We start from the raw sequence: 22,563 nt of genomic DNA, 5'->3' as shown, positions 1-22,563 counted from the left end.
GGGAGGCCCCCGATGACCATCGCGGAGCGCATCGACCCGGACGTCGCCGTCGATCAGGACGCCCTCACCGCCCTGGTGGAGGGTCGCCATGGGGACCCCTTCAGCTTCCTGGGACCGCACCCTGTTGCCAGCGGGATGGTGGTGCGCACCTTCCAGCCCGGCGCCCGGACCGTGGAGGTGCTTGAGGGCGGAACAGGCCGGGCGCTCGCGCCCCTGCAATTGATTCATCCCGCGGGGGTCTTTGCCGGCCGCCTGCCCGAGCGCTCCATCGGTGGCGAGGGCCAGCCTGGCCGCGTCCAGGACACTCTGGTGATTGGGTGGGCGGACGGGAGCGTGCAGGAGACCGAGGATCCCTATGCCTTCGGGCCGCTGCTGGGGGAACTGGATCTCTACCTGCTCGGCGAAGGCACCCATCTTGAGCTCTCGAGTGTGCTCGGCGCCCATGCGGGCGTGGTGGAAGGTGTCCACGGGGTGCGCTTCGCGGTGTGGGCACCCAATGCCCAGCGCGTTTCTCTGGTCGGTGATTTCAACGCCTGGGACGGCCGACGCCACCCCATGCGCCTGCGCCAAGCCGCGGGAATCTGGGAGATCTTCATCCCCCGGATCGGCGTCGGTGCCCGTTACAAGTTCGAGATCCTGGGCCGCGACGGCACGGTTTTGCCCCTGAAGGCCGATCCGGTGGCGCGAGCAGCCGAACTGCCCCCGGCCACCGCCTCGATCGTGGCAGACCCGACGCCGTTCCGTTGGACCGATGATGCCTGGATGGCCCAGCGCGCACAGCGCCAATCGGCGGAAGCGGCGATTTCCATCTATGAAGTCCATCCCGGCTCATGGATGCGGATCCGCGAGGACGGCGGGCGCAGCCCCGACTGGGAAGAGTTGGGCGATCGCCTGATCCCTTACACCGCCGAGATGGGCTTTACCCATATTGAGCTGATGCCCATCATGGAGCATCCCTTCGGCGGCTCCTGGGGCTATCAGCCGCTGGGCATGTTCGCGCCCACGGCGCGGTTCGGATCGCCTCACGCCTTTGCGCGCTTCATCGATCGCTGCCACGAGGCCGGCATCGGCGTGCTGCTGGACTGGGTGCCGGCGCATTTCCCCAGCGATGCCCATGGCCTAGCCGAATTCGACGGCACCGCCCTTTATGAGCATGCGGACCCGCGTGAGGGCTTTCACCACGACTGGAACACCCTGATCTACAATTTCGGCCGGTCGGAAGTGTCTGGCTTCCTGGTGGCCAGCGCCCTGGAATGGCTGCGCCACTTCCATGTGGATGGGCTGCGGGTGGATGCGGTGGCCTCCATGCTCTACCGCGACTACTCCCGCAAGCCTGGGGAATGGGTGCCCAATATTCATGGCGGGCGGGAAAACCTGGAGGCTGTAGCCTTCCTGCGGCGGCTCAACGAGGTCATCCATGCGGAGGCCCCCGGCGCCATCGTGATGGCCGAAGAGAGCACCGCCTGGCCCGGCGTCACCGCGCCGGTGCAGGTCGGGGGCCTCGGTTTTTCGTTCAAATGGAACATGGGGTGGATGCACGACACCCTGCGCTACATCGGCCACGAGACCATTCACCGCCGCTACCACCATTCCGACATGACCTTCGGGCTGGTCTATGCCTTCTCCGAGCGCTTCGTTTTGCCCATCTCCCACGACGAAGTGGTGCATGGCAAAGGTTCGCTGCTGGACCGGATGCCCGGAGACCAGTGGCAGCGCATGGCCAATATGCGGGCCTATCTCGGCTTCATGTGGGGCCATCCCGGCAAGAAGCTGTTGTTCATGGGCTGCGAGATTGCCCAGCCCACCGAGTGGAACCACGATGGCGAGATCCCATGGGATCTGCTGGACCAGCCGTTCCATCGCGGCATGCAGAAACTGGTGCGCGACCTCAACGGCATCTATACCGCGCTCCCGGCCCTGCATGGGCGCGACGCGATGCCGGACGGGTTCGCCTGGGTCGTGGGCGACGACGTGGATAATTCCGTTTTCGCCTTCTTCCGCTTTGCGCCGGGTGCCGCCCCGGTGCTGGTGGTGAGCAACATGACGCCGGTGCCGCGAAACGACTATCGCATCGGCGTGCCCGAAGGGGGACGCTGGTCCGAGGTGCTCAACAGCGATGCGGCCGCCTATGGCGGCTCGGGCATCGGCAATCTCGGTGGGGTTGAGGCGCAGATGCAGGGGAGCCACGGCCAGCCCTTCAGTCTGATGCTCAACCTGCCGCCCCTCTCCACCCTGTTCCTCACGCCTGGACCGACGGCGTGAGGACACCCACATGACGGTGGCGCAGCGCGCTCGACCGCAAGCAGGGCACCCTTCCGAACGTCGCGGTCGGCAGTCCGGCGGGGCCCTGACCCACCGGCTGTGTCCGCCGCGAAAGCGAAAGCGGTGAATCGGCGCCGGGCGCTCTCCGATATCCTTCAGCGCCCTGTCTCCCGCCCGCGGTCCTGTCCGCGCCCTTGTGCGACGATTGAGAGTCTTCATGGACGAAACCCTTCGCGACCTCGCCCGCGCTGCCGGTATTTCCCCCGCTTGGCATGACGCCTTCGGCCGGCCGCAGTCGGTTCCCGCCGACGCGCTGCGCGCGGTGCTGAGTTCTCTGGGCCTGCCAGCGGCCACGCCTTCCGATATGTCCGACAGCCTGCGCCGCGCGCAGGCGGGCGTTGGCGCGCCGGCCCCGCTGGTGACCGCCGACGTGGGCGCGCAGGCGCGCATTCCCCTGCCCGGCTACAGCGGAACCGTGCGCTACCGCATCACCCTGGAAGGGGGCGATCTGGTGGAGGGCGAAGCGGACGTGGAGGCCGGCGCCATCACTCTGCCGGCCCTCGACAGCCCCGGATATCACGTACTGGAAGTGGGAACGCACCACTGCCTGGTGGCCGTGGCGCCCGAGCGTTGCTTCTCCATCGCCGAAGCGACGGGCGAGGCAGACCCGCGGCTCTGGGGCCTCGCGGTGCAGATCTATGCGCTGCGCCGATCGAAAAGCGGCGGGCTGGGCGATGGCGGCATCGGTGACTTCTCCGCTTTGTCGGAGCTTGCAGCCCTTTCCGCCCAGCGCGGTGCATCCGCCGTGGTGCTCAGTCCGGTGCATGCCCCCTTCTCCGCCGATCCAACGCATTTCAGCCCTTATGCGCCATCCAGTCGCCTGTTCCTCAATGCGATGCATGCCGATCCCGCAGCCCTGTTCGGGGACAGCGCAGCGCAGGCGGCGGCGGCATTGGGGCTAGAGGAGACGCGCTCTGAGTTGGAGGGGGCAGATCTGGTGGAGTGGCCCCGCGCCACCCGCGCCAAGCTCGCCCTTTTTCGCCGCCTGTTCGAGACGGAGCTTCCGAACCGTCCCGACCTGCAGGCGGATTTCGCGGCGTTCCGCGCCGCCGGGGGACCGCCCCTGGAAGACCATGCGCGCTTCGAGGCGCTGCACGCCAAGATGCTCGCCACCGATCCCACCAAATGGAATTGGCGAACCTGGCCGGAAGGCTTCCGCGACCCGCGCAGCGCGGCGGTGGCGGCGTTCGCCCGCAAGTCTGCGCGGGAGGTGGATTTCTATGTCTTTCTGCAATGGATGGCCGCCTGCGGCCTGTCGCGCGCCCAGGCCAGCGCCCGCGCTGCGGGCATGCCCATCGGCCTGATCAGCGATCTGGCGGTGGGCAGCGACGGCGGCGGCAGCCAGGCCTGGAGCCGTCATCAGGATATGCTCATCGGCCTCTCCATCGGCGCGCCGCCCGACCTGCTGAATTCCGTCGGCCAGGCCTGGGGCCTGTCGGCCTTCTCGCCGCGGGCGCTGCGGGAAAGCGGCTTTGTCGCCTTCATCGCCATGCTGCGCGCCACCATGGCCCATGCGGGCGGCGTGCGCATCGACCACATCATGGGCCTCCTGCGACTGTGGATGGTGCCCGATGGCGCCCTCCCCTCCGAAGGAGCCTATCTTGCCTATCCGTTTGACGACATGGAGCGGCTGGTAGCGCTGGAATCCCACCGCCACCGTGCCATCGTGATCGGAGAGGATCTGGGCACCGTGCCGGAGGGGTTCCGCGCGCGGCTGGCGCGCCGCGGCATCCTTGGCATGCAGGTGCTGTGGTTCGAGCGGGAAGACCGTCATTTCAAACCCGCAGCACACTATTCGCCCAACGCCATTGCCGTGACCGGCACCCATGATCTGCCCACGGTGGCGGGCTGGTGGCGGGGTCGCGACATCGACTGGCGGACCCCGCTGGGCCTGCTGGGCGAAAACATGGACGAACCCGCCGCCCGCGCCGAGCGCGAAGCCGATCGCCGGGACATCTGGGAGGCGCTCGACCATCCATCATCGGCTGCGCCGCTGCCGGACACTCCCGAGGCCGTGGTGGAGGCGGCACTGGCCTTCGTGGGCCACACGCCCGCGCCCCTGGTGATCGTGCCGGTGGAGGATGCCCTGGGCCTGGTCGAGCAACCCAATCTGCCCGGCACCGTGGACGCACACCCCAACTGGCGCCGCCGGCTTTCCGCCCCCGCCCAAGAGCTGCTGGACGCGCCCCAGGTGCAGGCCCGGCTTGCCCACCTGGATGCCGCCCGGCGCGACAGCCGGCAGCATGCCGATACCCCGAACAACAGGAAGCAGGCATGATTGCGCCGCGCGCCACCTTGCGCCTGCAGTTTCACAAGGCGTTTCCGCTCGACGCGGCGATCCCGCTGCTGGACTATTTCAGCGCGCTGGGCATCAGCCACATCTATTCCTCCCCCCTCCTCACCTCCCGCGCCGGCTCGCGCCACGGCTATGACACCGTGGACCACGCCAGCCTCGATCCGGAGATGGGCGGGGAGCCCGCCCTGGTGCGTCTCGTGTCCGCTCTGCGGACACGCAACATGGGCCTGATCCTCGACATCGTGCCCAACCACATGGGGGTGGGCGGTGCCGACAACCGGGTGTGGCTCGACGTGCTGGAATGGGGCCGGGCCAGCGCCTATGCGGAGCTGTTCGATGTGGACTGGACGCCGGCGGATCCGCAACTGGCGGGCAAGCTGCTGGCGCCGTTCCTCGACCGTCCCTATGGCGAGGCGCTGTCGGCAGGCGCGCTGGTGCCGGCCTATGCGCCGGAGCGCGGGACCTTCCACATCTCCCACCACGAGCACATCTTCCCGATCTGCCCGCTGCATTATGCCGATCTGCTCGGTGCCGCCGATCTGCCCATCCTGGCGGAGGCGCGGTCCTTGTTCGAGGAAATCGCCGCCACGCCTGCACCGCACCCGGACCGGGTGGCCAATGCCCAGAGCCGCTTGGCCCAAGCCATGGGAGACGTGGACGGCGCAGCGGCGCTCGCCACCATCCTGGCCGCCTTCGATGCCCGCACCGATGACGGAAAAGCCCGCCTGCATGCCTTGCTGGAACGCCAGAACTATCGTCTGGCCTGGTGGCGCACCGCCAATGACGATCTCAACTGGCGTCGCTTCTTCGACATCACCGGCCTGGCCGGCGTGAAGGTCGAGCGGGCGGATGTGTTCGAGCAGGCCCATGCTCTGGTGTTCAAGCTCTACGCCGACGGGCTGATCGACGGATTGCGCATCGATCATGTGGACGGGATCGCCGATCCCGGCGCCTATTGTCAGCGGCTGCGGCGCTGCCTGGATGCGCTCGAGGTGGAGCGGCCGGCGGGAACGCCCCCCGGCGGCTATGTGGTGGTGGAGAAGATCCTGCACCCCGGCGAGCGCCTGCCCGCCGACTGGCCGGTGGAGGGCACCACCGGCTACGACTTCATGGATGAGGTGGCGGGCGTGCTGCACAATCCTGCCGCCACCACGGCCCTGACCGCCATCTGGCAGGAAGCCACCGACGAGCGATCCTCGTACGCGGCGCAGCTGGAAGCCGCCCGTCGCCAGATCCTGCGCGACGGCTTCGGTGCCGAGATGCAGACCGCCACGCGCTCCCTTCACGTTCTGGCCCGCAGTGACCTGGACACCCGCGACATCACCGAGGCCGCCATTCGCCGCGCGCTCAATGAACTGGTGGTGGCGTTCCCGGTCTATCGGTCCTACGTCACCACCCAGGGCCGCACCGAGCAGGATGCCGCTTTCCTGGAGGCGGCGGCTACGCAGGCCCGCCGTCGCCTGCCGTCTATCGACCATCCGGTGCTCGACCTGCTGGAGCGCTGGCTGAGCGGCGAGACACCAAAGGCGGCCGGCGATATCTGGGAAGCCGGAACGCGCGAATATGCCATCGCCAAATTCCAGCAGCTGACCGCGCCCATCGCTGCCAAGTCCATGGAAGACACGCTGTTCTATCGCTATGGCCGGCTGATCTCCCGCAATGAAGTGGGATCGGATCCGGTCGACCTCGCCCTGACGCCAGAGGCCTTTCATGCCACCGGCGCATCCCGCGCCGACGCCCTGCCCCACGCCATGCTGGCCACCGCCACCCATGACCACAAGCGGGGCGAGGATGCGCGCCTGCGCTTGGCGGTGCTCAGCGAGATGCCTCATGACTGGCGTGACGCCCTTGCCACCTTGCTGACGCAGGCAGAACCGTTCCGGCAGGAACTGGACAGTGGACCGGCCCCGGCCCGCGCGGACGAGGTTTTGTTGTATCAGACCCTGATTGGCGCCTGGCCGCGCGGGCTATCGCCGACCGATACAGAGGGGCTGAAAGCACTCTGCGACCGCGTGGCCGAATGGCAGTTGAAGGCGATCCGGGAAGCCAAGCGTCGGACCAATTGGGTGTTCCCGGATGCGCCCTATGAGGACGCCTGCCGCGCGTTCCTGGACCGCATCCTGACCTCGGAAGACGGTGCCGCCATGCGGCGCGGGCTCTGCGCTGTCGTGGCGCGGATCGACCCGGCCGGCGCGCTTAACAGCCTCGCCCAGGCGACGCTGAAATACACTGTCCCCGGCGTGCCGGACCTCTATCAAGGTACGGAATTCTGGGATTTCAGCCTGGTGGACCCGGACAATCGTCGTCCCGTGGACTATGCCGCGCGCATGACAGCCTTTGCCGCCTCGGTGTCACCGGTGGACCTTCTGCCCCACTGGCAAGACGGGCGCGTGAAGCGAGCGATCATCCATCGCCTGCTTCAGGCCCGGCGCGGCCACGTGGATCTGTTCGCCGGCGGCGGCTACCGCGCCCTGGACACCACCGGTGCCCATGCCACGAGCGCCCTGGCCTTCGCCCGGGAACAGGGGCAGGCCGCGCTGATCGTGGTGGTCTCACGGCTGGCGGCGGCTCTTCTGGAGGACAGCCAACTCCCCCTCGTCTCGTCGGAAGCCTGGCAGGACACCGCCATCACCATTCCCGATGCTCTGGAGGGCACCTATCGGGATGTGCTGTCGGGGGAGATGACGGAGATATCCCGCGGTCCGCAGTATCTGTCCCGGGTCCTCCCCGCCCTGCCCACGGCGGCGTTGCTTCGGATGCCGTGAGGCGCTCGCCAGAGGGACGGCCGCGTGGGAAACGGGACCGTGGCGGGAACATGCCCCTAGGTCGAGCGTTGTCTTTGTCGTGCAGCGAGCGCCAACCATCCGCCCCGTCTCCGCCCGAAGATGGGCGATGCGCACGCAGTTCAACCTCGGGACGGAATGCGTGTGTTCATCCAAGTCATCGGAGACGCGCGCGCTTAGCCTGGGGCACCTGACCACCGGACGGGTGAAACACCAGCCTGTCACCATATGCGAGGGGGTTTCCCATGGCATCACATGCAACCACACCCAAGCCCACTTCCAAAGGGGAGCGGAAGCTTGACGAGACGCTGGCGCAAACGTTTCCGGCCAGCGACCCACCGGCCGCAAACCGGTTTACCGGCGCTGAAGTCCACGCAGAGCCGGTGAAGCGGTCGGCGGAGAACATGCCCCACAGCCATGACCAGGCCGAGTCCGACCAATTGGACGAAGCGCTCGAAGAGTCGTTCCCGGCCAGCGATCCGCCGGCGATGACCCTCAAGCGCGGCCATGACGACGCCGAGCCCAGCTGAGGCATTGACCAGCCAACAAAAATGCCCCCGCCGGGTTCGGCGGGGGCATTTTCAATCCCGTGACGGGTATGCGGTGATCAGAGAGCTTCGCCGCGGGTCCGGGTGGTCTCGAACAGGAACCAGGTGCGGCGTTCAGCCTCATCGATCCAATTTTCCAGCAGACTGGCCGTCGCCACGTCGCCATGCTCATCGCACAGGTCATGGGTTTCGCGCATGAAGCTGGTCAGTTGCAGATTGTCCTCGCGCAGTTCCGACAGCATGTCCATGGGCGTGACATAGTCGGCGTCATTGTCCGAAAGCCGCTGCAGCCGGGCGGCGTGACCCAGCGACCGCAGCGTCGTTCCACCGATCTTGCGCGCCCGTTCCGCCATATCATCGGTCATGGCGAAGATCTGATCGCTCTGCTCATCCAACATCAGATGATAGTCGCGGAAATGCGGACCGGACATGTGCCAGTGGAAGTTCTTGGTCTTCAGATAGAGCGCGAATGTATCCGCCAGCAGCGTGGTCAATGCGGCGGAAATGTCCTTCGTGGCATTGGACGGCAGGTTGCTGGGGGTCTGCAAGGGGGCGTCGCGATGCGCCTTGGCATCTTTCTTGGACATGGTGGCACTCCTGGTGGGAACCGCTGAAAGGCGTCTCTGCCGGAACCGAAGTGAAGGGCCGAGGTCACGCATAGCGCGTTGGACGGTAGACAACTCAGGCGGAGCCGTATTGTTCGATCATCCGTTCACGACCCGCCGATGACGGCGCGCCCGGCGGCTCGGCGACGTCCGCCGGAAAGCGCTGGGCGAAGAGCGGCCCGCCCGGCATTGTGAGGACAACCGTCCCCCCACACGCGTCGGCGCAAGACCGCGCGGGGCCAGGAGAGCCGCCATGAAATTTCCCCTACCCGTGGTGCTCAGCTTCAACGCCGGCTACGTGGACACCTCAGGCTTCCTCGCCTTGCAGGGCCTGTTCACCGCCCACGTCACCGGGAATTTCGTGACCTTCGGTGCGGCCATGGTGCTGGGCACCTCCGGGGCCGTCGCCAAGCTTCTGGCGCTGCCGGTCTTCTGTCTGGTGGTCATGGGCTCGCGCCTGCTGGGGCTGGCTCTGGCCGCGCGGGGCTTGCCGGATTTGCGCATCCTGATGGCCATCAAGCTGGTGCTTCTGGCCATTGCCGCGGGGCTCGCCCTGGGGCTTGGCCCGTTTCACAATGGCGACGCGCTACCCGCGGTGGCGATGGGCATGACGCTGGTGAGCGCCATGGCGATCCAGAATGCCCTCCACCGCACCCATCTGACCGACGCGGCGCCCTCCACCTTGATGACCGGCAGCACCACCCAGATCATGGTGGACCTCACCGATTTGATGCGGAGCATCCCCGCCGCGGAGCGCAGCGCGGCCCTTGGCCGGTTGCAGCGCCTGGCGTTCAATGTGGCGGCGTTCGCCTTGGGCTGCGGGTGCGCGGCATGGCTGTTCGCGCGCCTCGGCATGTGGTGCTTCCTGCTGCCACCCGTGGTGGCCGCCCTGCAATTCCTGGCTCCGCTGCGAGGCACGCCCGCGGCCAAGCCGGCTCAGTAGGACAGGAACGCCCCGGCGAACCAGCCGCCGCCGCGGTCGTCCCCCGCAAGACGGATGCGATACTGCGCCGTCAGATCGAGATAAGACATGGGCGCGCGATAGGTATCCTCGCGGAACCAGTTGCGCACGGTCAGCCCCGGACCGGCCGCCAGGGTTCCGGGGGTCGCCAGCAGCGAGTCATAGGCCCCGCCGATGGCAATGAACGGCGTCACGACGACACGCGTGCTGAGCGGGTCCAGCCGATAGGACCGGCCCCAGCGGGCCTCGAAATTGCCCAGCGTTTCCGGCGTCTGGGTGAAGTAGTCCAGTTCGCCATAGACCTGCCAATAGTTCCAGTCCGGAACGTCCACCCGCAGATCGGTGCCGTCGCCGGTGGAATAGGCCACCCGGAACAGCACATCCTCCCGCGCCAGTGCGCCGATGGGAAACAGGCGGCTGACCTCGAAGATCAGGTTCTGGTCGCTGATGGGCTTCCACCGCACACCCACGCTGCCCTGGGTGGTGGTGGCGCCGGTGGCGCCTCCGGTCTCGTCATACCAGGTCTGGAACACCCGGCCGAACACCTCGAAGATGGCGCCGTTCTGATAGCCGATGCCCGGCGGGCGCCAATAGACTTCCGCCCCGCCCTGGATGGTGTTGCCCCCGGAGGGCGGCGGCGCCAGCGGCGAGGACGGCGCCACCCCCACCGCGCCATAGCTCACCGAAGCATAAGCGCCCCAGGTGCGGCTGATGTCGGCCGCCTCGCGGCGCAGCCCGAACAGGGTTTGCGCCGGCAGCGGCAGCTTGCCATCCGCATTGGCGTCGATGGCCTGTTCCAGCAGGGAGACGGCTTCGGCATTGTGGAAGGTGCGTTTGGCCGCATAGGCCGCATCCACCAACGCCGGCCCCCGGCGCAGGCTGCCCTCCTCCTCCGCCTGATGGAAATAGGCGTAAGCAGTGGCGGTGTCGCCCACCTGACTGGCCAGATAGGCCAGATCCAGCGTCTTCATTCCGGAGAGCGTTCCGGCCGAAACGGCCTGCGCAAATCGGGCCTTGGCCTCGTCCTTGCGGCCGAGCGCCACCAATTCGCCGATGGCGCCGCTGGTCATGGTGGAGCGTTCCGCAGGCGTGCGCGCCAGGCCGGCTCCGAGATCGAAGGCCGCCAGCGCCTCGTCATGCTGACCCAGCGCCTGCAAGGCAAAACTGCGCCGGGCGGCCACATCATAGCTGCGCTCGCGCGCCAGGGGCGCCAGCGCCTCCAGGGCGCGCGCCGGCTGCTTGGCTGCCATGGCGGCATCGGCCAGCGCCAGGCGCACCCCACGCACTTCCCCGACCGGCAGGCGCCCGGTGGCCAGGGCCGCGGTGAAATCATCGGCCGCGGCGGCGGAGCGCTTCAGCTGCTGGCGCAAATAGCCGCGCTGCGCCAGCAAGGCGGCATCGCGGGGATTTCGCGCTACGGCCGCATCAGCCACGGCCTCCGCCTCGCCGAGCTTGCGCTGGGCGGTCAAGGTGTTGAGCAGGAGCAGCCGATAGCCGGCATTGTCCGGCTCCAGCGCCACGGCTTTGCGGGCCTCGATGGTGGCTGTCACATAGTCGCGCTGCGCGAATGCCTTGTAGGCCGCATCCGCAGCGGCGTAACCCGCATTGGCTTGGGGTGCAGCGGCTTGGGGCGTACCGGCTTGGGGCGCACTGGCCTGGACCGGGGCCGCCTGCGGCCCAGCGGCTTGAGGCGGGGCGGTTTGGGGCACAGGTCCGAACGAGACATCGGGCGCCGCGGGGGCGGCGGGGGATGCGGCAGCAGATGGTGCGGGGTTGGCGACCGCCGGCGGCGCCGGCTCCCGCAAGTCCCGCGGCATCAAGGTGCAGACCAAGCCGGAGGGCGTGTCCTGGCATTCCTGCCGGGGTGCATAGTCTTGAGGTGGGGCAGCAGTATACGCCCGGCCAATCTTTTGGAGCGCCTCGGCGGCGGCGCGGCGCTCACTGACCGCCGGATCGCGATCGCCCGCCAATGGCTTCAGCCACTCCAGCGCCTGCCGTGCATCGCCGGCGGCCAGAGCGCCGTCGACGGCGATCAGCCGATAGGTTCGCGCCTCCGCAGCAGCCAGCCCTGGGGCACTGAGCGCCTTGGCATATTCGGCCATGGCGGCGGCCACCCGGCCGAGCCGCTGGAGCAAAACCGCATGCAGCAGACGCGGCAGAGCGAGCAATGGATTTTGCGCCACCGTGGCCGCGGCAATACCTTCGGCGACCGCGGTGCGCCCCGCGCGCGTCAGCGCATCGATCAGCAGCAGGCGGTCGGGCAATTGGTCTGGCGCCAGATCCACCGCCTGTTGCGCCAGGGGCACCGCGGCGCCCGCATCGCCCTTGGCCAGGGCCTCCACCGCCGCCCGCGCCGGCACCGCGGCCAGGCGCTTGCGAATGGCCGCGCGGCGGGGGGCGAGGGTGGGATCCACCACCCCCTTGGCCATGGCTGCGGAAATGGCGGCTTCCGCCTCGTCCAGCCGGCCGGCGGCTTCCAGCGCGTTGATCAGCAGCAGCTGCCAGCGCGCAATATCAGGCCGCAACGCGACGGCCTCCCGCGCCTTGGCGGCGGAAGCGGCGAAGTCACCGGCGGCATAGGCCTTGTAGGCTTGGTCTGCGAGGGTCCAGGCCGGGCCTTCGCCGCTATCGTCGCCAGCCGCATATACGCTGGCGGACATCAGCAGACTTCCCACCAGGGCGGTCGCGGCCAAGGCCGCGCCGACGCGCCGACGCACCGAAGCGGGCGGGGTTGCACAGCGGGCGAGACGGGGGCGATCGATGGTGGCCATGGCGCCACCGTGCGAAATCGAGGTTAATTCACGGTTAAGGTTACCGATGACCAATTCGGTTTTCGCCAACCAAATCAGAGCCACCTACTTAAGACACCGCAAAAAGACTCGGAAATTATTTCGTAAAGCAAGTATTAACGCGTACGAAACCTCTCAACGTCACTCCGTCGGCAGCATCATCCGGTGGCGCTGTTCCTGCACCGCCGCGTCCACCGCCTCGCGGGTCACAACCGCCTGCGCCACCAGGAAGTCGCCGATGCGCCCGTCGCGCTCGGGATGGTAGTCGGTCATCGCCAAATCGAAGGCCGCACGGTCCACCAGCCCCAGATCTATCAGCAGGTCGCCGATCAACGGCACGTTGACCGCCCTGGTATCGAAGGTCGAGCCCTGATCGGCCAGCAGGCGCAGGGCCGCGGCCACTTCGCCTTCGCGGGCAATCACCTGGCGCGGCTCGACGCCAAGCTCGGTCGCGAAGTCCGCCAAGGCCTCCGGCGACAAGGGACCACCCACGGCGATGCGCGGGACCCCGTCCGCGTCGGGTCCGAAGGGAATGGCCCGGTAGCGGACGCAAAGGCCTGGGCTGATCTCGCCCGCATGGCTTCGCACCCGCGGCTCATCCAGACGTCCCCGCGGCAGCGCCGCCTGGGCGGAAATGGCCTCGGCCAGGGTCTCATCATCGAGCCAGCCTTGGGAGACCAGCAGCCGTCCCAGCGGCACCTGGCGGTCCTCCTGCTGGACCAGCGCCGCCTTCAGCCGGCTCTCGTCCAGCACCTGCCAGGCCAGCAGCAGATCCCCCAGCCGCTGCCGACGCATCTGCAACTGATCCGCAGAAGGGAAGGCATGCATGGTCTTGTCCCAGGAGACCCGGGTGCCGAACAGCAGATTGTCAATGAACAAGCGCCATGCCCGCGCGGTGGCCATGAAGTTCACGCCGTTGCAGATGATCATGCGCGGCACCGAGAGAAGGGCCTGCTCGAATCCATAGATCCGGTTGACGAAGTAAACGCGCTGCACCACCCGCAGGATGAGCGCCGCCATGTTGAACCACAACACCGGCCCAAGCCACGGATTGTCCACGAATACCGGCGGAAAGCGCAATGCCCCGAACCCCAGCAAGGAGGCCACGTAAAAGCCGAGGAAATTCAACACCAGCACGTAGGCCAGGATGGAGACCAGAGAGGTGATCAGTGTCTTGCGATCGCGGAACAGGAGATACTTGGTGGCAAGGCTGCCCGGCCAGCCGATCTGTCGCCAGCTCTGCAGGGCAATGCCCAGGGTCCAGCGCGCCTTCTGCCGATAGGCGGCACGGAACTTATCCGGGAAGAACTCACGCACGCACAGGGGCATGGAGAGTTCCGTGGTGCTCTCGTGCCCCATCACCGACACGCGCTTGACCTTGTACTGCACCGGGAAGCGCACGAAGATGGACTGCATGCCGAGCCGTGACAGGCGCAGGCCGACGTCATAGTCCTCGGTCAGGCTGTCGGTGTTGAAGGGCTGGTTGTTGCTCTCCCCGCACAGGGCCAGGATCGCCCGGCGGGAAAAGGCGGTGCCGACCCCGGCGGACGGCACCATGCCTGACAGGCTTTCGCGCACCGGCAAGTCCTTGCCGTGCCATTCGGCGAACTCGTCCATGTAGGTGCAGGCCACCAGTTCATACCAGTGCCGCTCCAGCGAGACGACCGGCAACTGCACCAGATCCTTGCGCGGGATCAGGTAGTTGAACAGGAAAAGCTCAAGCGGATGGATCACATCCTCGCTGTCGTGAAGGATCACGCCGGCGAATTCGATATGGTTCTGCTCTTCGTAGAGGAAGATGGCCTGGATCACCCAATTCAGGCAGTCCGCCTTGCAGGTGGGGCCGGGATGGGGCACCTCCACCCGCTGCAACTGCTTGAAGCGGCGCTTCATCCGCTCCACTTCGGTCATGGTGGCCGGATCGTTGGGATAGGTGCCGACGAAGATGACGTACTCGCGATAGTCGACGCTCGCCACCATGGTTTCCAGCATGATGGCGATGACGTCGGATTCCTGCCAGGCCGGAATCATGATGGCGAACGGCTGCGGCGGCTTCTCGATCAGTTGCTCAGCGGTGAGGGGGCGATAGACGCGCTGGATGGTCAGCGCGCGATAGCCCTCGCGCAGCCAGTAATAGCTGTCGATGAACAGGTCATCGAGGCTGGAGATCATGATGATCACAGCCACCACCACCGCCGCCCATTCAAGGGCGACGTAGTATTCGGCAGAGCCGTAGGTCAGCAGGAAGGACAGGTCAGGCATGATCTCGCCAACGCGCGTCAGTGCCCTCTGGCGGCACGGCGGCGCGCCCGTTGCGCCAGGATCAGGAACACCAGAAACAGGACGATGCCCGCCCCGAGCGCAATCGGCCCCCAGGAGGGCCCCCGCTTGAGGAAGGCGGAGAAGGGATCGCTGTCATTCGCCTGGGTCTCCGCCCCGGGCTCACGGGTATCGAGAACGGAGACCGGCCCGTCCGCGGAGATGACATTGACATCTCCGCGCCCCAGCAGGAACGGCGTCACCAGGCGCGGCGCGGTCTCCCCTATGGTGCGATAGACGATCCCCAGGTGGCCGTTGGCCTCCACCGCCTCGGCGACCCCCAATTGATCCAGGCCGGAGACGTCGAGCAGCGCCATATCCTTGGCGCCGGTCAGCACCAGACGTCCGCGCTCCACCCGCACCTTGCCGCTCGCCCCGGCAACCCGGGCGCCCACGGAGAGGAATGCGGTCTCGGGCCGCGCCTCGGCCCCATCGGCGGAGACCATCAAGGTGGCACGCTCCGGGGACAGGCCGGAGGCACCGACCATCGAGACCACCAACGGCAGCGACGTCACATTGGCCAGATATTCCTGCGGCACCACCAGCGTTGCCTTGCCCGCCAGACGAGGCACGACCCCGAGGAAATCCACCGAGTGCGGTGGCTCCGAGAGCACCACACGGCTCGACGGCAGCACCGCGGCCGGGAAGGCCTGAGGCACTTCACGGCACCGATCATCCATGGGTTGGCGCTGGAAGCTGACTCGGAGCACGTTGCGGGCCGCCAGCGCATAGCGCGGGACCTTCACCGAAATGCGTTCGGGCCGGCCATTGGCGGTCAGGCTTTTCGCGCCCAGCAGAAAATCGTTGAGGAACACGGAGGCCACGGGCGGAGACGTGCCCGCGCCGGGCGCGGCCGACACGTCCAGCAGGAATTCGGACGGCACCTGGCCGCTGGTGGCAATCCCCGCCAGATCGAAGTTGGCGCTCCAGTCTCCCCGGGCCAGCACATCCAGCGAGCTGGCCGCGCCGCCGAGTTGCGCCAGTTCGACGGACGCACCCGCGGGCACATCCGGATTGCGCGCGGTCGTCACCTTGAGCGACGGCACGATGGCGGTGGCCCGCCATAGGTCCGAGAACAGGCCCGCCACCGCTGCCCCGGCGCCCGGCGTCACGGCGATGACCGGACGCCCGGCCAAGGTCACGAGGCGCACGTTGGCCGTGGCCGCGGCGATGGTGGCAGCGCCATGGCTCCGCCATTCGGACAAAGCCGTCGCCGCTTCGCGGGACGTCGCGCCGACTTCCGCCTCAAGGCTCTTCAAGCCCTCGTCCAGCTGGCCGCGCAGGGCGTCCTCATCCACCACCACGTCGGGCGCCAGCCCACCATTGGCCAGGAGCAGCAGGGCGCCGATTTCCGCAGGACGGGTGATCCGCTGACGGCCGCCCTTCGCCAGCGCCTGGAACGCGGGAACGGTGGACAAGGCCGCGGGAATATCGAGGCCGGTGGTATCCACCTCGTCGCCAAGGCGCGGCAAGGCGACGATCCGGGCCGGCTTTCCGGCCTGGGCCAGCACCGCCGCCAGACGCCAGGCGGTGTCATAGGCGTCCTGGGTCAAGGGGCCGGCGGGAACCATGAGCACGGGATGGGGCGGCAAGGCGCTCCACGCGGTGGCGATATCGCGCACCGCATCCCGGTCGTAGCGATAGGTGAACAGCGTGGTCGGGGAAATTTCGAAGATATTGCCGATGGACCGCTCATCGCCGCACAGATGCTGCGCGATGGAGGACGACCAAGCCACCGACAGATTGACGAAGCCGGTCCGACGGCCGGTGCCGGGCACCTCCAGGGTGTCGGCGATCAGGCCCCGGTCCTCGGTCACGCTGCGGGCCATCAACGGCGTTCCATCGACGCCGGCCACATAGGTGGTGCGCCCGCCATCGCCGCGCAGATACCGCCCTTCCAGCACCACCGCGGCGTCGCGGAGCGGCACGCCCTTCGGTACGGGAAGAAACAGGTCGCGGCGGGCATCGATGCCGGACAGCAGGATCGGGCGGGTGATGCCGAGATCGGACAACGGCAAGCGCACCATCACCGAGCGGGCATCGGTCAACCGCGCCAGGGCCGCCCCCAGCGTCTCCGGGGTCGCCGCAACCGGCAAAGGCGAGGACGGTGCGGCGGTCGCCGGAACCTGCGCCCGTGCGGACCCCAGCCCAAAAACGGAGACGACACCCAAGGCCGCAACGGTGACCGCTACGGCGTGACGTCGAGGATGATGCTGACTCATGTGGTTTCTTAATACCTCTAAACCCGCTTGCGGCGTTCGATAACAGGTTTTTCACAGGCTGGACATGCATAACTGCGCGCGAGACAGGAGGTATAGCGCCCGAGCGTTTACAATTTGAACGGCTCCACAACCCGTCCGCACAACGCATCCACAATGCGGCGGCAGGCCAGTCCGTCGCCATAGGGATTCGATCGGCGCGCCACCCGCCCATAGGCGACGGGATCGTCCAGAAGGCGCGCCGCGGCAGTAACGATGCGGGTTTGGTCCGTCCCCACCAGCTCCACCGTCCCCGCCGCCACGGCCTCCGGACGTTCCGTCACGTCGCGCATCACCAGCACCGGCTTCCCAAGGGAAGGGGCCTCTTCCTGCACCCCGCCGGAATCCGTGAGCACCAGGGTGCTGCGGCGCATCAGCGCAACGAACGGTAGGTAGTCCAGCGGCGCCACCAGATGCACGTTTTTGCGGCCGAACAGCCGATCGTGGACCGGCCCGCGCACGTTGGGGTTGAGATGAACGGGATACACGATCTCCACATCATCCCGCGCCGACAGCGTCGCAAGGGCCTCGCAGATGTCGATGAAGCCGCTGCCGAAATTCTCGCGCCGGTGCCCGGTGACCAGGATCAGCCGGCGCGCCGGGTCCAGCATGGCGAACGGAGCATCCAGTTCCGCTTGCAGCGCCGCATCCCCCTCGATGCGCGCCAGCGTGGCGAACAGGGCGTCGATCACCGTATTCCCGGTCACCAGCACGCGGCCGGGCAGGTGCTCGCCGGCCAGATGGGCCGCGGCGGTGGCGGTGGGCGCGAACAGGTGGCTGCACAGCCGATCCACCAACTGGCGGTTCATTTCCTCCGGCCACGGCCGGGCGAGATCATAGGTGCGCAGACCCGCTTCCACATGGCCGACGGGGATGCGGTGATGGAAGGCGGCAATGGCGGCCATCAAGGCGGTATTGGTATCGCCATGCACCAGCACGCAATCCGGACGCACCGCGGACAAGATCGGATCCAGCGCCGTCAGGATGCGGGCCGAGAGCGCGTTGAGCCCCTGGTCCGGTCGCATCACGTCCAGATCATAGTCGGGCACGATCTGGAACAGGCTCAGCACCTGATCGAGCATGGCCCGGTGCTGGCCGGTCACGCACACCACCGAGGTCAATTCCGGCTCTGCGGCGATGGCCTTGACCAGGGGGGCCATCTTGATGGCCTCCGGGCGGGTGCCGAAGACCGACAGAATTTTCATGATACTAGACCGCCGGTTGTGGGACCTGCTTCTGGCATCTCACTGCGAACCCTGCAATCATCGCCGGCGGTGAGGCCTTCATTTTGCGATCCCCCCATGTGCGCCCCGTTGTCACCGTGCCGGCCCCTTCGGTGCGGCGGGTGAATCGCCGCGCTGTCTTGGGGTTTATGGCAGGAGGCGCTGGGCTGGCGCTTGCGGCCTCCGCGCCGCGGACGGATCGCCTCCCCCGCCGCCTGGATGGCAGCTTTCTTCAGGTGTGGAAGGACGACCTGACATTGCCCCGGCCGCGCTGGGCCGAGCGGCTGCGGCAAATGAAGGTGCTGGGCTGCCAGACGCTGGTGCTGCAATGGACGGCCCTTGGCACCGCTTATGCCATGTCCGACCCGCTGCTGGATGCGTTGATGGATCTGGCCTTGGCCGCTGGCCTCGGGGTGCGGGTGGGCCTCCCCCACCAGGAGGGCTATTGGCCGATGCTCGCCGCGCCGGATCTTGCCGTGCGCGCTGGCTATTTCGTGCGCGCCACCGACGCCGGCACGCGGATCTTGCAGGGTAGCCGGCTCTCAGCCCATCCGGCCTTTTCCGGCTGGTACGTGCCCTATGAAATCGAACAGGTGAACTGGGCAGACGCCGAGCGACGGGGCATCCTGGCGCGCTACCTCGCGGCCTTGGCCAAGGCCAATGACAGCGGCATTCCGCTCGCCATTTCGACCTTTCGCAGCGCCCTCCCCGATGTGAAGACGCTGGCGGATCTCTGGGGCGCGATCCTCGACGAAGTCCCCGTGCGCCTGATGGTGCAGGACGGGGTGGGCATTTTCGGCATGGGCAATTATCGCCATCTGGCGCCGCTGTTTGCCCTGCTGCGGGCGCGCGGCTCCGATTTTGACACGGTGGTGGAATTGTTCACCGAGATTCCGTCGGGAAAAACCGATGGAACAACGTTCAGCGCGGTCCCGGCCACCATGGTCCGCTTGCGAGCCCAACTGGCGGCTGCCGCGGACACGGGAGCACAGAGCCTGATCGGCTTTGCCGTCCATCCCTACATGACTGACGCCAGCCCCGCCGCCACCCAATTGCGCGCCGCCTACGCCCGCGCGCTTGGGAACACAGGCTTCGGCATCTGATCCTCAGGCTGGGCCGGTCCCGGGAGACACGAACGCCCGCCGGGCGGCCTGGACCTCGGCGGCGATGAAGCGCTCCACCTCCTCGATCCGGCGCAGGGCGCGCATGTCCGCATGCACCGCGATCCAATAGCTGCGCTCGAACCGCAGCCCCGGCAGCAGCCGCACCAGCTCGGGATAGGAGGCCGCCGCATAGTCATGCAGGATCCCGACGCCCACCCCGGCGCGGACCGCCTCCATCTGCCCCACCACGCTGGCGCACTCGAAGCGGCGGGCGCACAGATCGGTGAGCGCGTCCATATAATCCAGGCCGGGGCTGTAAGTCAGATCCTGGACATAGGTCACCGCCAGCCGGTCGGCGAGATCGGCGGTGGTGGCGATGGCGCCATGCTGCGCCAGATGGGAGCGGGCCGCATAGACGCTCAAGGTATAAGCCGACAGCTTGCGCCCGATCAGGCGGCCGGAGCGGGGACGGTCCAGCACGATGGCGATGTCCGCCTCCCGCTTCGACAGCGAAAACGTCTGCGGCAGCGGCACCAGTTGGATCAGCAATTCGGGATGCAGCGCCGCGAACCGCCCGAGCCGGGCGGCGAGAAAATAGGTGCCCAGTCCATCGGGAGCGCCCACCCGCACCGTTCCGCTCAGGCGCAGGTCCGCATTGCCCAGCAGCGACTGGGCCTTGACCATTTCGCCTTCCACCCGCTCGGCGATGGCCAGCAATTGCTCGCCCGCCGAAGTCAACACGCAGCCCGCCGGGCTGCGCTCGAACACCTTGGCGCCGAGGTCGTTCTCCAGGGCATTCAGCCGCCGGGTCACGGTGGCATGGTCAAGGCCGAGCTTGCGGGCGGCCGCGAGCATTTGCCCGTCCCGCGCCACCGCCAGGAACACGCGGGCGTGGTCCCAGTTCATGATCGATACGCCTATTTTCGCGGAATGATTGGGCGAACTTACCCATTGCTCCGCGCTGATGCCACCCCTCTAGTGCCTGCTGCATTTCTGGCAGGAGCCGCTCCATGGATACCATCGGCCATTTCATCAACGGTCAGCATGCGGGCACCGTGCCCGGCGGCCGGTTCGCCGCCACCTTCAACCCCGCCACCGGGGAGCAGATCGGCCAGGTGCTGCTCGGCACCGTGGATCAGGTGGGCTTTGCGGTGAAGGCGGCCGCCGCCGCTTTGCCGGCCTGGGCCGCCACCCCGGCCCCGGCGCGAGCGCGGGTGATGTTCCGCTTCAAGGACCTGCTGGAGCGCAACATGGATCGCCTCGCGGCCCTCATCACCCGCGAGCACGGCAAGACCATCGAGGACGCCAAGGGCGAACTGATCCGCGGCATCGAGGTGGTGGAGTTCGCCTGCGGCATCCCGCATCTGCTCAAGGGCGAATTCTCCGACCAGGTGGGCCGTGGGGTCGACACCTTCTCCATGCGCCATCCGGTGGGGGTGTGCGTCGGCATCACCCCGTTCAACTTCCCGGCCATGGTGCCGCTGTGGATGTTCCCGGTGGCGCTGGCCTGCGGCAACAGCTTCGTGCTGAAGCCCTCCGAGAAGGATCCGAGCCTGGCCCTGGTGCTCGCAGAACTGCTCGCCGAGGCGGGCCTGCCGGCGGGCGTGTTCAATGTGGTCAATGGCGACAAGGAGGCGGTGGACGCCTTGCTCTCCCACCCCCAGGTGGCGGCGGTGAGCTTCGTCGGCTCCACGGCCGTGGGTGAATATGTCTATCGCACCGCCACCGCGCACGGAAAGCGCGCCCAGGCGCTGTGCGGCGCCAAGAACCATCTGGTGGTGATGCCCGATGCCGATCTCGACCGCACCGTTGACGCCCTGATGGGCTCCGGCTACGGCTCCGCCGGCGAACGCTGCATGGCGGTCTCGGTGGCGGTGGCCGTGGGCGGCATCGGCGATGAGCTCATCGCCCGCCTCGCCCCCAAGGTGCAGGCACTCAAGGTGGGCCCCGGAACCGATCCCGACAGCGAAATGGGGCCGCTGGTCACCAAGGAGCATCTGGCCAAGGTCTCGGGCTATGTGGACACCGGCGTCGCCGAAGGGGCCAAGCTGGTGGTGGACGGCCGCGGCCTCAAGCTGCAGGGGCACGAGAACGGCTATTATCTCGGCGGCTGCCTGTTCGATCACGTCACCCCGGACATGAAGATCTATCGCGATGAGATCTTCGGCCCGGTACTGAGCGTGGTGCGCGTGCCGGGCTTCGACGAGGCGCTGCGCCTTGTGAACGAACATGAGTATGGCAATGGCGCCGCCATCTTCACCCGCAATGGCGATGCGGCGCGGGCGTTCGACTATGGCGTGCTGGCCGGCATGGTGGGCATCAATGTGCCGATCCCGGTTCCCATCGCCTATCATTCCTTCGGCGGCTGGAAGCGGTCCATCTTCGGCGATCGCAATGTCTATGGCCTGGAGGGCGTGGGCTTCTACACCCGCCTGAAGACCACCACCACCCGCTGGACCGGTGACGTGCGCGGCGGCGCCGAATTCGTCATGCCCGTGCTCGCCTGAGCCTGGCGACCCGGCGCCGGTAGAACAGGTCCGGCGCCGGGCTAGGGCATTTTCGAGGCGAGATGGATGGTCTTTCCGTCCACTACGAACGTGCCGTAGCCGTGATGGTGGATGGTCTTCGGATTCTTCTGTTTGGGATCCCGCCAGCCCTTCACCACTTCGAGGACGAAGAGGTTGTAGCGGTTCACCAGCCGGGTATCGACGACCTTGCATTCGAGGTTGACGAAGCATTCGGCGATCAGCGGGGCGGCAACGCTCTGCGCCGGCACGCCAGTGACGTCGATGGTCGCAAACTTGTCGACATCACGGCCCGAGCAATTGCCGATCGCCACCACCTGCGGCGCGAGCCTCAAGGATGGAATGGCGATGACGCAGGTGCGCGTCGCCCGCAGCGCCTGGAAGCTGAAATCGCCGGCACTGACCACGCAGGCCACCCGCGGCGGGGTGAATTCCACCATCATGTGCCAGGACATGGTCATGACGTTGGCCCGGCCCTTGTGGCGGGTGGTCAGCAGCACCACCGGGCCGGGTTCGAGCCATTGATAGACGTCGGCGAGCGGCAGGTCATCCACGGCAAGCTCCTGCGCATGGCACCGCCCGAACGGCGGGTGATCCAGTATGGCACGCACCGTCGGCGTCTTGCGCTTTGGGCTTCAGACAGCAAAAGGCCCCCATGGTTTTCACCGATGGGGGCGTTTTGGTTTTTGTGATCTGGGCTGATCTTCGCATGTGCTTTGCAGGCCTGGCAGCGACCTACTCTCCCGCATCTTGAGATGAAGTACCATTGGCGCAGAGGAGTTTAACGGCCGAGTTCGGGATGGGATCGGGTTCAGGCTCCTCGCAATAGCC

At 67.3% G+C, this 22,563-nt stretch carries 14 protein-coding genes and 1 rRNA gene; 7 read left to right on the top strand and 8 right to left on the bottom strand.

Going from position 1 to position 22,563, the window contains the following annotated elements; genetic code table 11:
• Nucleotides 1-12 precede the first annotated feature (12 nt).
• From glgB to AAG816_RS17720, 4 genes are all read left to right on the top strand, one after another.
• A complete protein-coding gene (gene glgB / locus AAG816_RS17735) occupies nucleotides 13-2,262 on the top strand; it encodes a 1,4-alpha-glucan branching protein GlgB (protein WP_341990995.1) in 2,250 nt (749 codons plus the stop codon).
• Nucleotides 2,263-2,479: 217 nt separating this feature from the next.
• A complete protein-coding gene (gene malQ / locus AAG816_RS17730) occupies nucleotides 2,480-4,600 on the top strand; it encodes a 4-alpha-glucanotransferase (RefSeq protein WP_341990994.1) in 2,121 nt (706 codons plus the stop codon).
• Nucleotides 4,597-7,383, top strand: coding sequence for a malto-oligosyltrehalose synthase (gene treY, locus AAG816_RS17725; RefSeq protein ID WP_341990993.1), 2,787 nt, complete (start codon nucleotides 4,597-4,599; stop codon nucleotides 7,381-7,383). Before malQ ends, treY begins: the two co-directional genes overlap by 4 nt.
• A gap of 263 nt (nucleotides 7,384-7,646) precedes the next feature.
• Nucleotides 7,647-7,931 (top strand): hypothetical protein, encoded by a 285-nt coding sequence (locus AAG816_RS17720; protein WP_341990992.1) that lies wholly within the window; start codon nucleotides 7,647-7,649, stop codon nucleotides 7,929-7,931.
• A gap of 77 nt (nucleotides 7,932-8,008) precedes the next feature.
• Here AAG816_RS17720 and AAG816_RS17715 read toward each other — a convergent pair whose 3' ends face one another.
• Nucleotides 8,009-8,536 (bottom strand): DNA starvation/stationary phase protection protein, encoded by a 528-nt coding sequence (locus AAG816_RS17715; protein ID WP_341990991.1) that lies wholly within the window; start codon nucleotides 8,534-8,536, stop codon nucleotides 8,009-8,011.
• Nucleotides 8,537-8,807: 271 nt separating this feature from the next.
• Between AAG816_RS17715 and AAG816_RS17710 the strand changes: the two genes are divergently transcribed.
• Nucleotides 8,808-9,497, top strand: a complete 690-nt coding sequence (locus AAG816_RS17710) for a YoaK family protein (protein WP_341990990.1) — start codon at nucleotides 8,808-8,810, stop codon at nucleotides 9,495-9,497.
• Here AAG816_RS17710 and AAG816_RS17705 read toward each other — a convergent pair.
• The 4 genes from AAG816_RS17705 to wecB form a co-directional block, all read right to left on the bottom strand.
• Nucleotides 9,491-12,286 carry a bacteriophage N4 adsorption protein A gene (locus AAG816_RS17705; protein WP_341990988.1) on the bottom strand — a complete coding sequence of 932 codons (2,796 nt, stop codon included), beginning with the start codon at nucleotides 12,284-12,286 and terminating at the stop codon, nucleotides 9,491-9,493. The genes AAG816_RS17710 and AAG816_RS17705 overlap by 7 nt on opposite strands.
• A 159-nt stretch (nucleotides 12,287-12,445) precedes the next feature.
• Complete coding sequence (locus AAG816_RS17700; RefSeq protein WP_341990987.1) at nucleotides 12,446-14,566, bottom strand: glycosyl transferase family protein; 2,121 nt, start codon at nucleotides 14,564-14,566, stop codon at nucleotides 12,446-12,448.
• Nucleotides 14,567-14,583: 17 nt separating this feature from the next.
• On the bottom strand, nucleotides 14,584-16,845 hold the full coding sequence (locus AAG816_RS17695) for a cellulose biosynthesis cyclic di-GMP-binding regulatory protein BcsB (RefSeq protein WP_341990986.1): 2,262 nt from the start codon (nucleotides 16,843-16,845) through the stop codon (nucleotides 14,584-14,586).
• A 107-nt stretch (nucleotides 16,846-16,952) separates the two neighbouring features.
• Complete coding sequence (gene wecB, locus AAG816_RS17690; protein WP_341990985.1) at nucleotides 16,953-18,086, bottom strand: UDP-N-acetylglucosamine 2-epimerase (non-hydrolyzing); 1,134 nt, start codon at nucleotides 18,084-18,086, stop codon at nucleotides 16,953-16,955.
• Between the two features lie 167 nt (nucleotides 18,087-18,253).
• On the opposite strand from wecB, the gene AAG816_RS17685 reads away from it, so the two are divergent.
• Nucleotides 18,254-19,207, top strand: a complete 954-nt coding sequence (locus AAG816_RS17685; RefSeq protein ID WP_341990984.1) for a DUF4434 domain-containing protein — start codon at nucleotides 18,254-18,256, stop codon at nucleotides 19,205-19,207.
• Between the two features lie 3 nt (nucleotides 19,208-19,210).
• Here the strand turns inward: AAG816_RS17685 and AAG816_RS17680 are convergent, their stop codons facing one another.
• Entirely contained in the window at nucleotides 19,211-20,113 is a 903-nt protein-coding gene (locus tag AAG816_RS17680) for a LysR family transcriptional regulator (protein WP_341990983.1), read from the bottom strand.
• A 104-nt stretch (nucleotides 20,114-20,217) separates the two neighbouring features.
• Between AAG816_RS17680 and AAG816_RS17675 the strand changes: the two genes are divergently transcribed.
• Nucleotides 20,218-21,714 (top strand): CoA-acylating methylmalonate-semialdehyde dehydrogenase, encoded by a 1,497-nt coding sequence (locus tag AAG816_RS17675; protein WP_341990982.1) that lies wholly within the window; start codon nucleotides 20,218-20,220, stop codon nucleotides 21,712-21,714.
• Nucleotides 21,715-21,755: 41 nt separating this feature from the next.
• On the opposite strand, the gene AAG816_RS17670 is transcribed toward AAG816_RS17675, so the two are convergent.
• A complete protein-coding gene (locus tag AAG816_RS17670; RefSeq protein WP_341990981.1) occupies nucleotides 21,756-22,286 on the bottom strand; it encodes a flavin reductase family protein in 531 nt (176 codons plus the stop codon).
• 168 nt (nucleotides 22,287-22,454) lie between these two features.
• Nucleotides 22,455-22,563: ribosomal RNA gene (rrf, locus tag AAG816_RS17665) — 5S ribosomal RNA — on the bottom strand; the annotation flags it as partial.

Source organism: Azorhizobium sp. AG788 (assembly GCF_943371865.1).
Taxonomy (GTDB): Bacteria; Pseudomonadota; Alphaproteobacteria; order Rhizobiales; family Xanthobacteraceae; genus Azorhizobium.
The sequence above is the reverse complement of the archived record's forward strand: the minus strand, read 5'-3'. Positions and strand labels throughout refer to the sequence as shown.

Coding starts and splice junctions, on each gene's coding strand:
- glgB (WP_341990995.1), top strand. CDS start 13: ATGACCATCGCGGAGCGCATCGACCCGGACGTCGCCGTCGATCAGGAC.
- malQ (WP_341990994.1), top strand. CDS start 2,480: ATGGACGAAACCCTTCGCGACCTCGCCCGCGCTGCCGGTATTTCCCCC.
- treY (WP_341990993.1), top strand. CDS start 4,597: ATGATTGCGCCGCGCGCCACCTTGCGCCTGCAGTTTCACAAGGCGTTT.
- AAG816_RS17720 (WP_341990992.1), top strand. CDS start 7,647: ATGGCATCACATGCAACCACACCCAAGCCCACTTCCAAAGGGGAGCGG.
- AAG816_RS17715 (WP_341990991.1), bottom strand. CDS start 8,536: ATGTCCAAGAAAGATGCCAAGGCGCATCGCGACGCCCCCTTGCAGACC.
- AAG816_RS17710 (WP_341990990.1), top strand. CDS start 8,808: ATGAAATTTCCCCTACCCGTGGTGCTCAGCTTCAACGCCGGCTACGTG.
- AAG816_RS17705 (WP_341990988.1), bottom strand. CDS start 12,286: ATGGCCACCATCGATCGCCCCCGTCTCGCCCGCTGTGCAACCCCGCCC.
- AAG816_RS17700 (WP_341990987.1), bottom strand. CDS start 14,566: ATGCCTGACCTGTCCTTCCTGCTGACCTACGGCTCTGCCGAATACTAC.
- AAG816_RS17695 (WP_341990986.1), bottom strand. CDS start 16,845: ATGAGTCAGCATCATCCTCGACGTCACGCCGTAGCGGTCACCGTTGCG.
- wecB (WP_341990985.1), bottom strand. CDS start 18,086: ATGAAAATTCTGTCGGTCTTCGGCACCCGCCCGGAGGCCATCAAGATG.
- AAG816_RS17685 (WP_341990984.1), top strand. CDS start 18,254: ATGGCAGGAGGCGCTGGGCTGGCGCTTGCGGCCTCCGCGCCGCGGACG.
- AAG816_RS17680 (WP_341990983.1), bottom strand. CDS start 20,113: ATGAACTGGGACCACGCCCGCGTGTTCCTGGCGGTGGCGCGGGACGGG.
- AAG816_RS17675 (WP_341990982.1), top strand. CDS start 20,218: ATGGATACCATCGGCCATTTCATCAACGGTCAGCATGCGGGCACCGTG.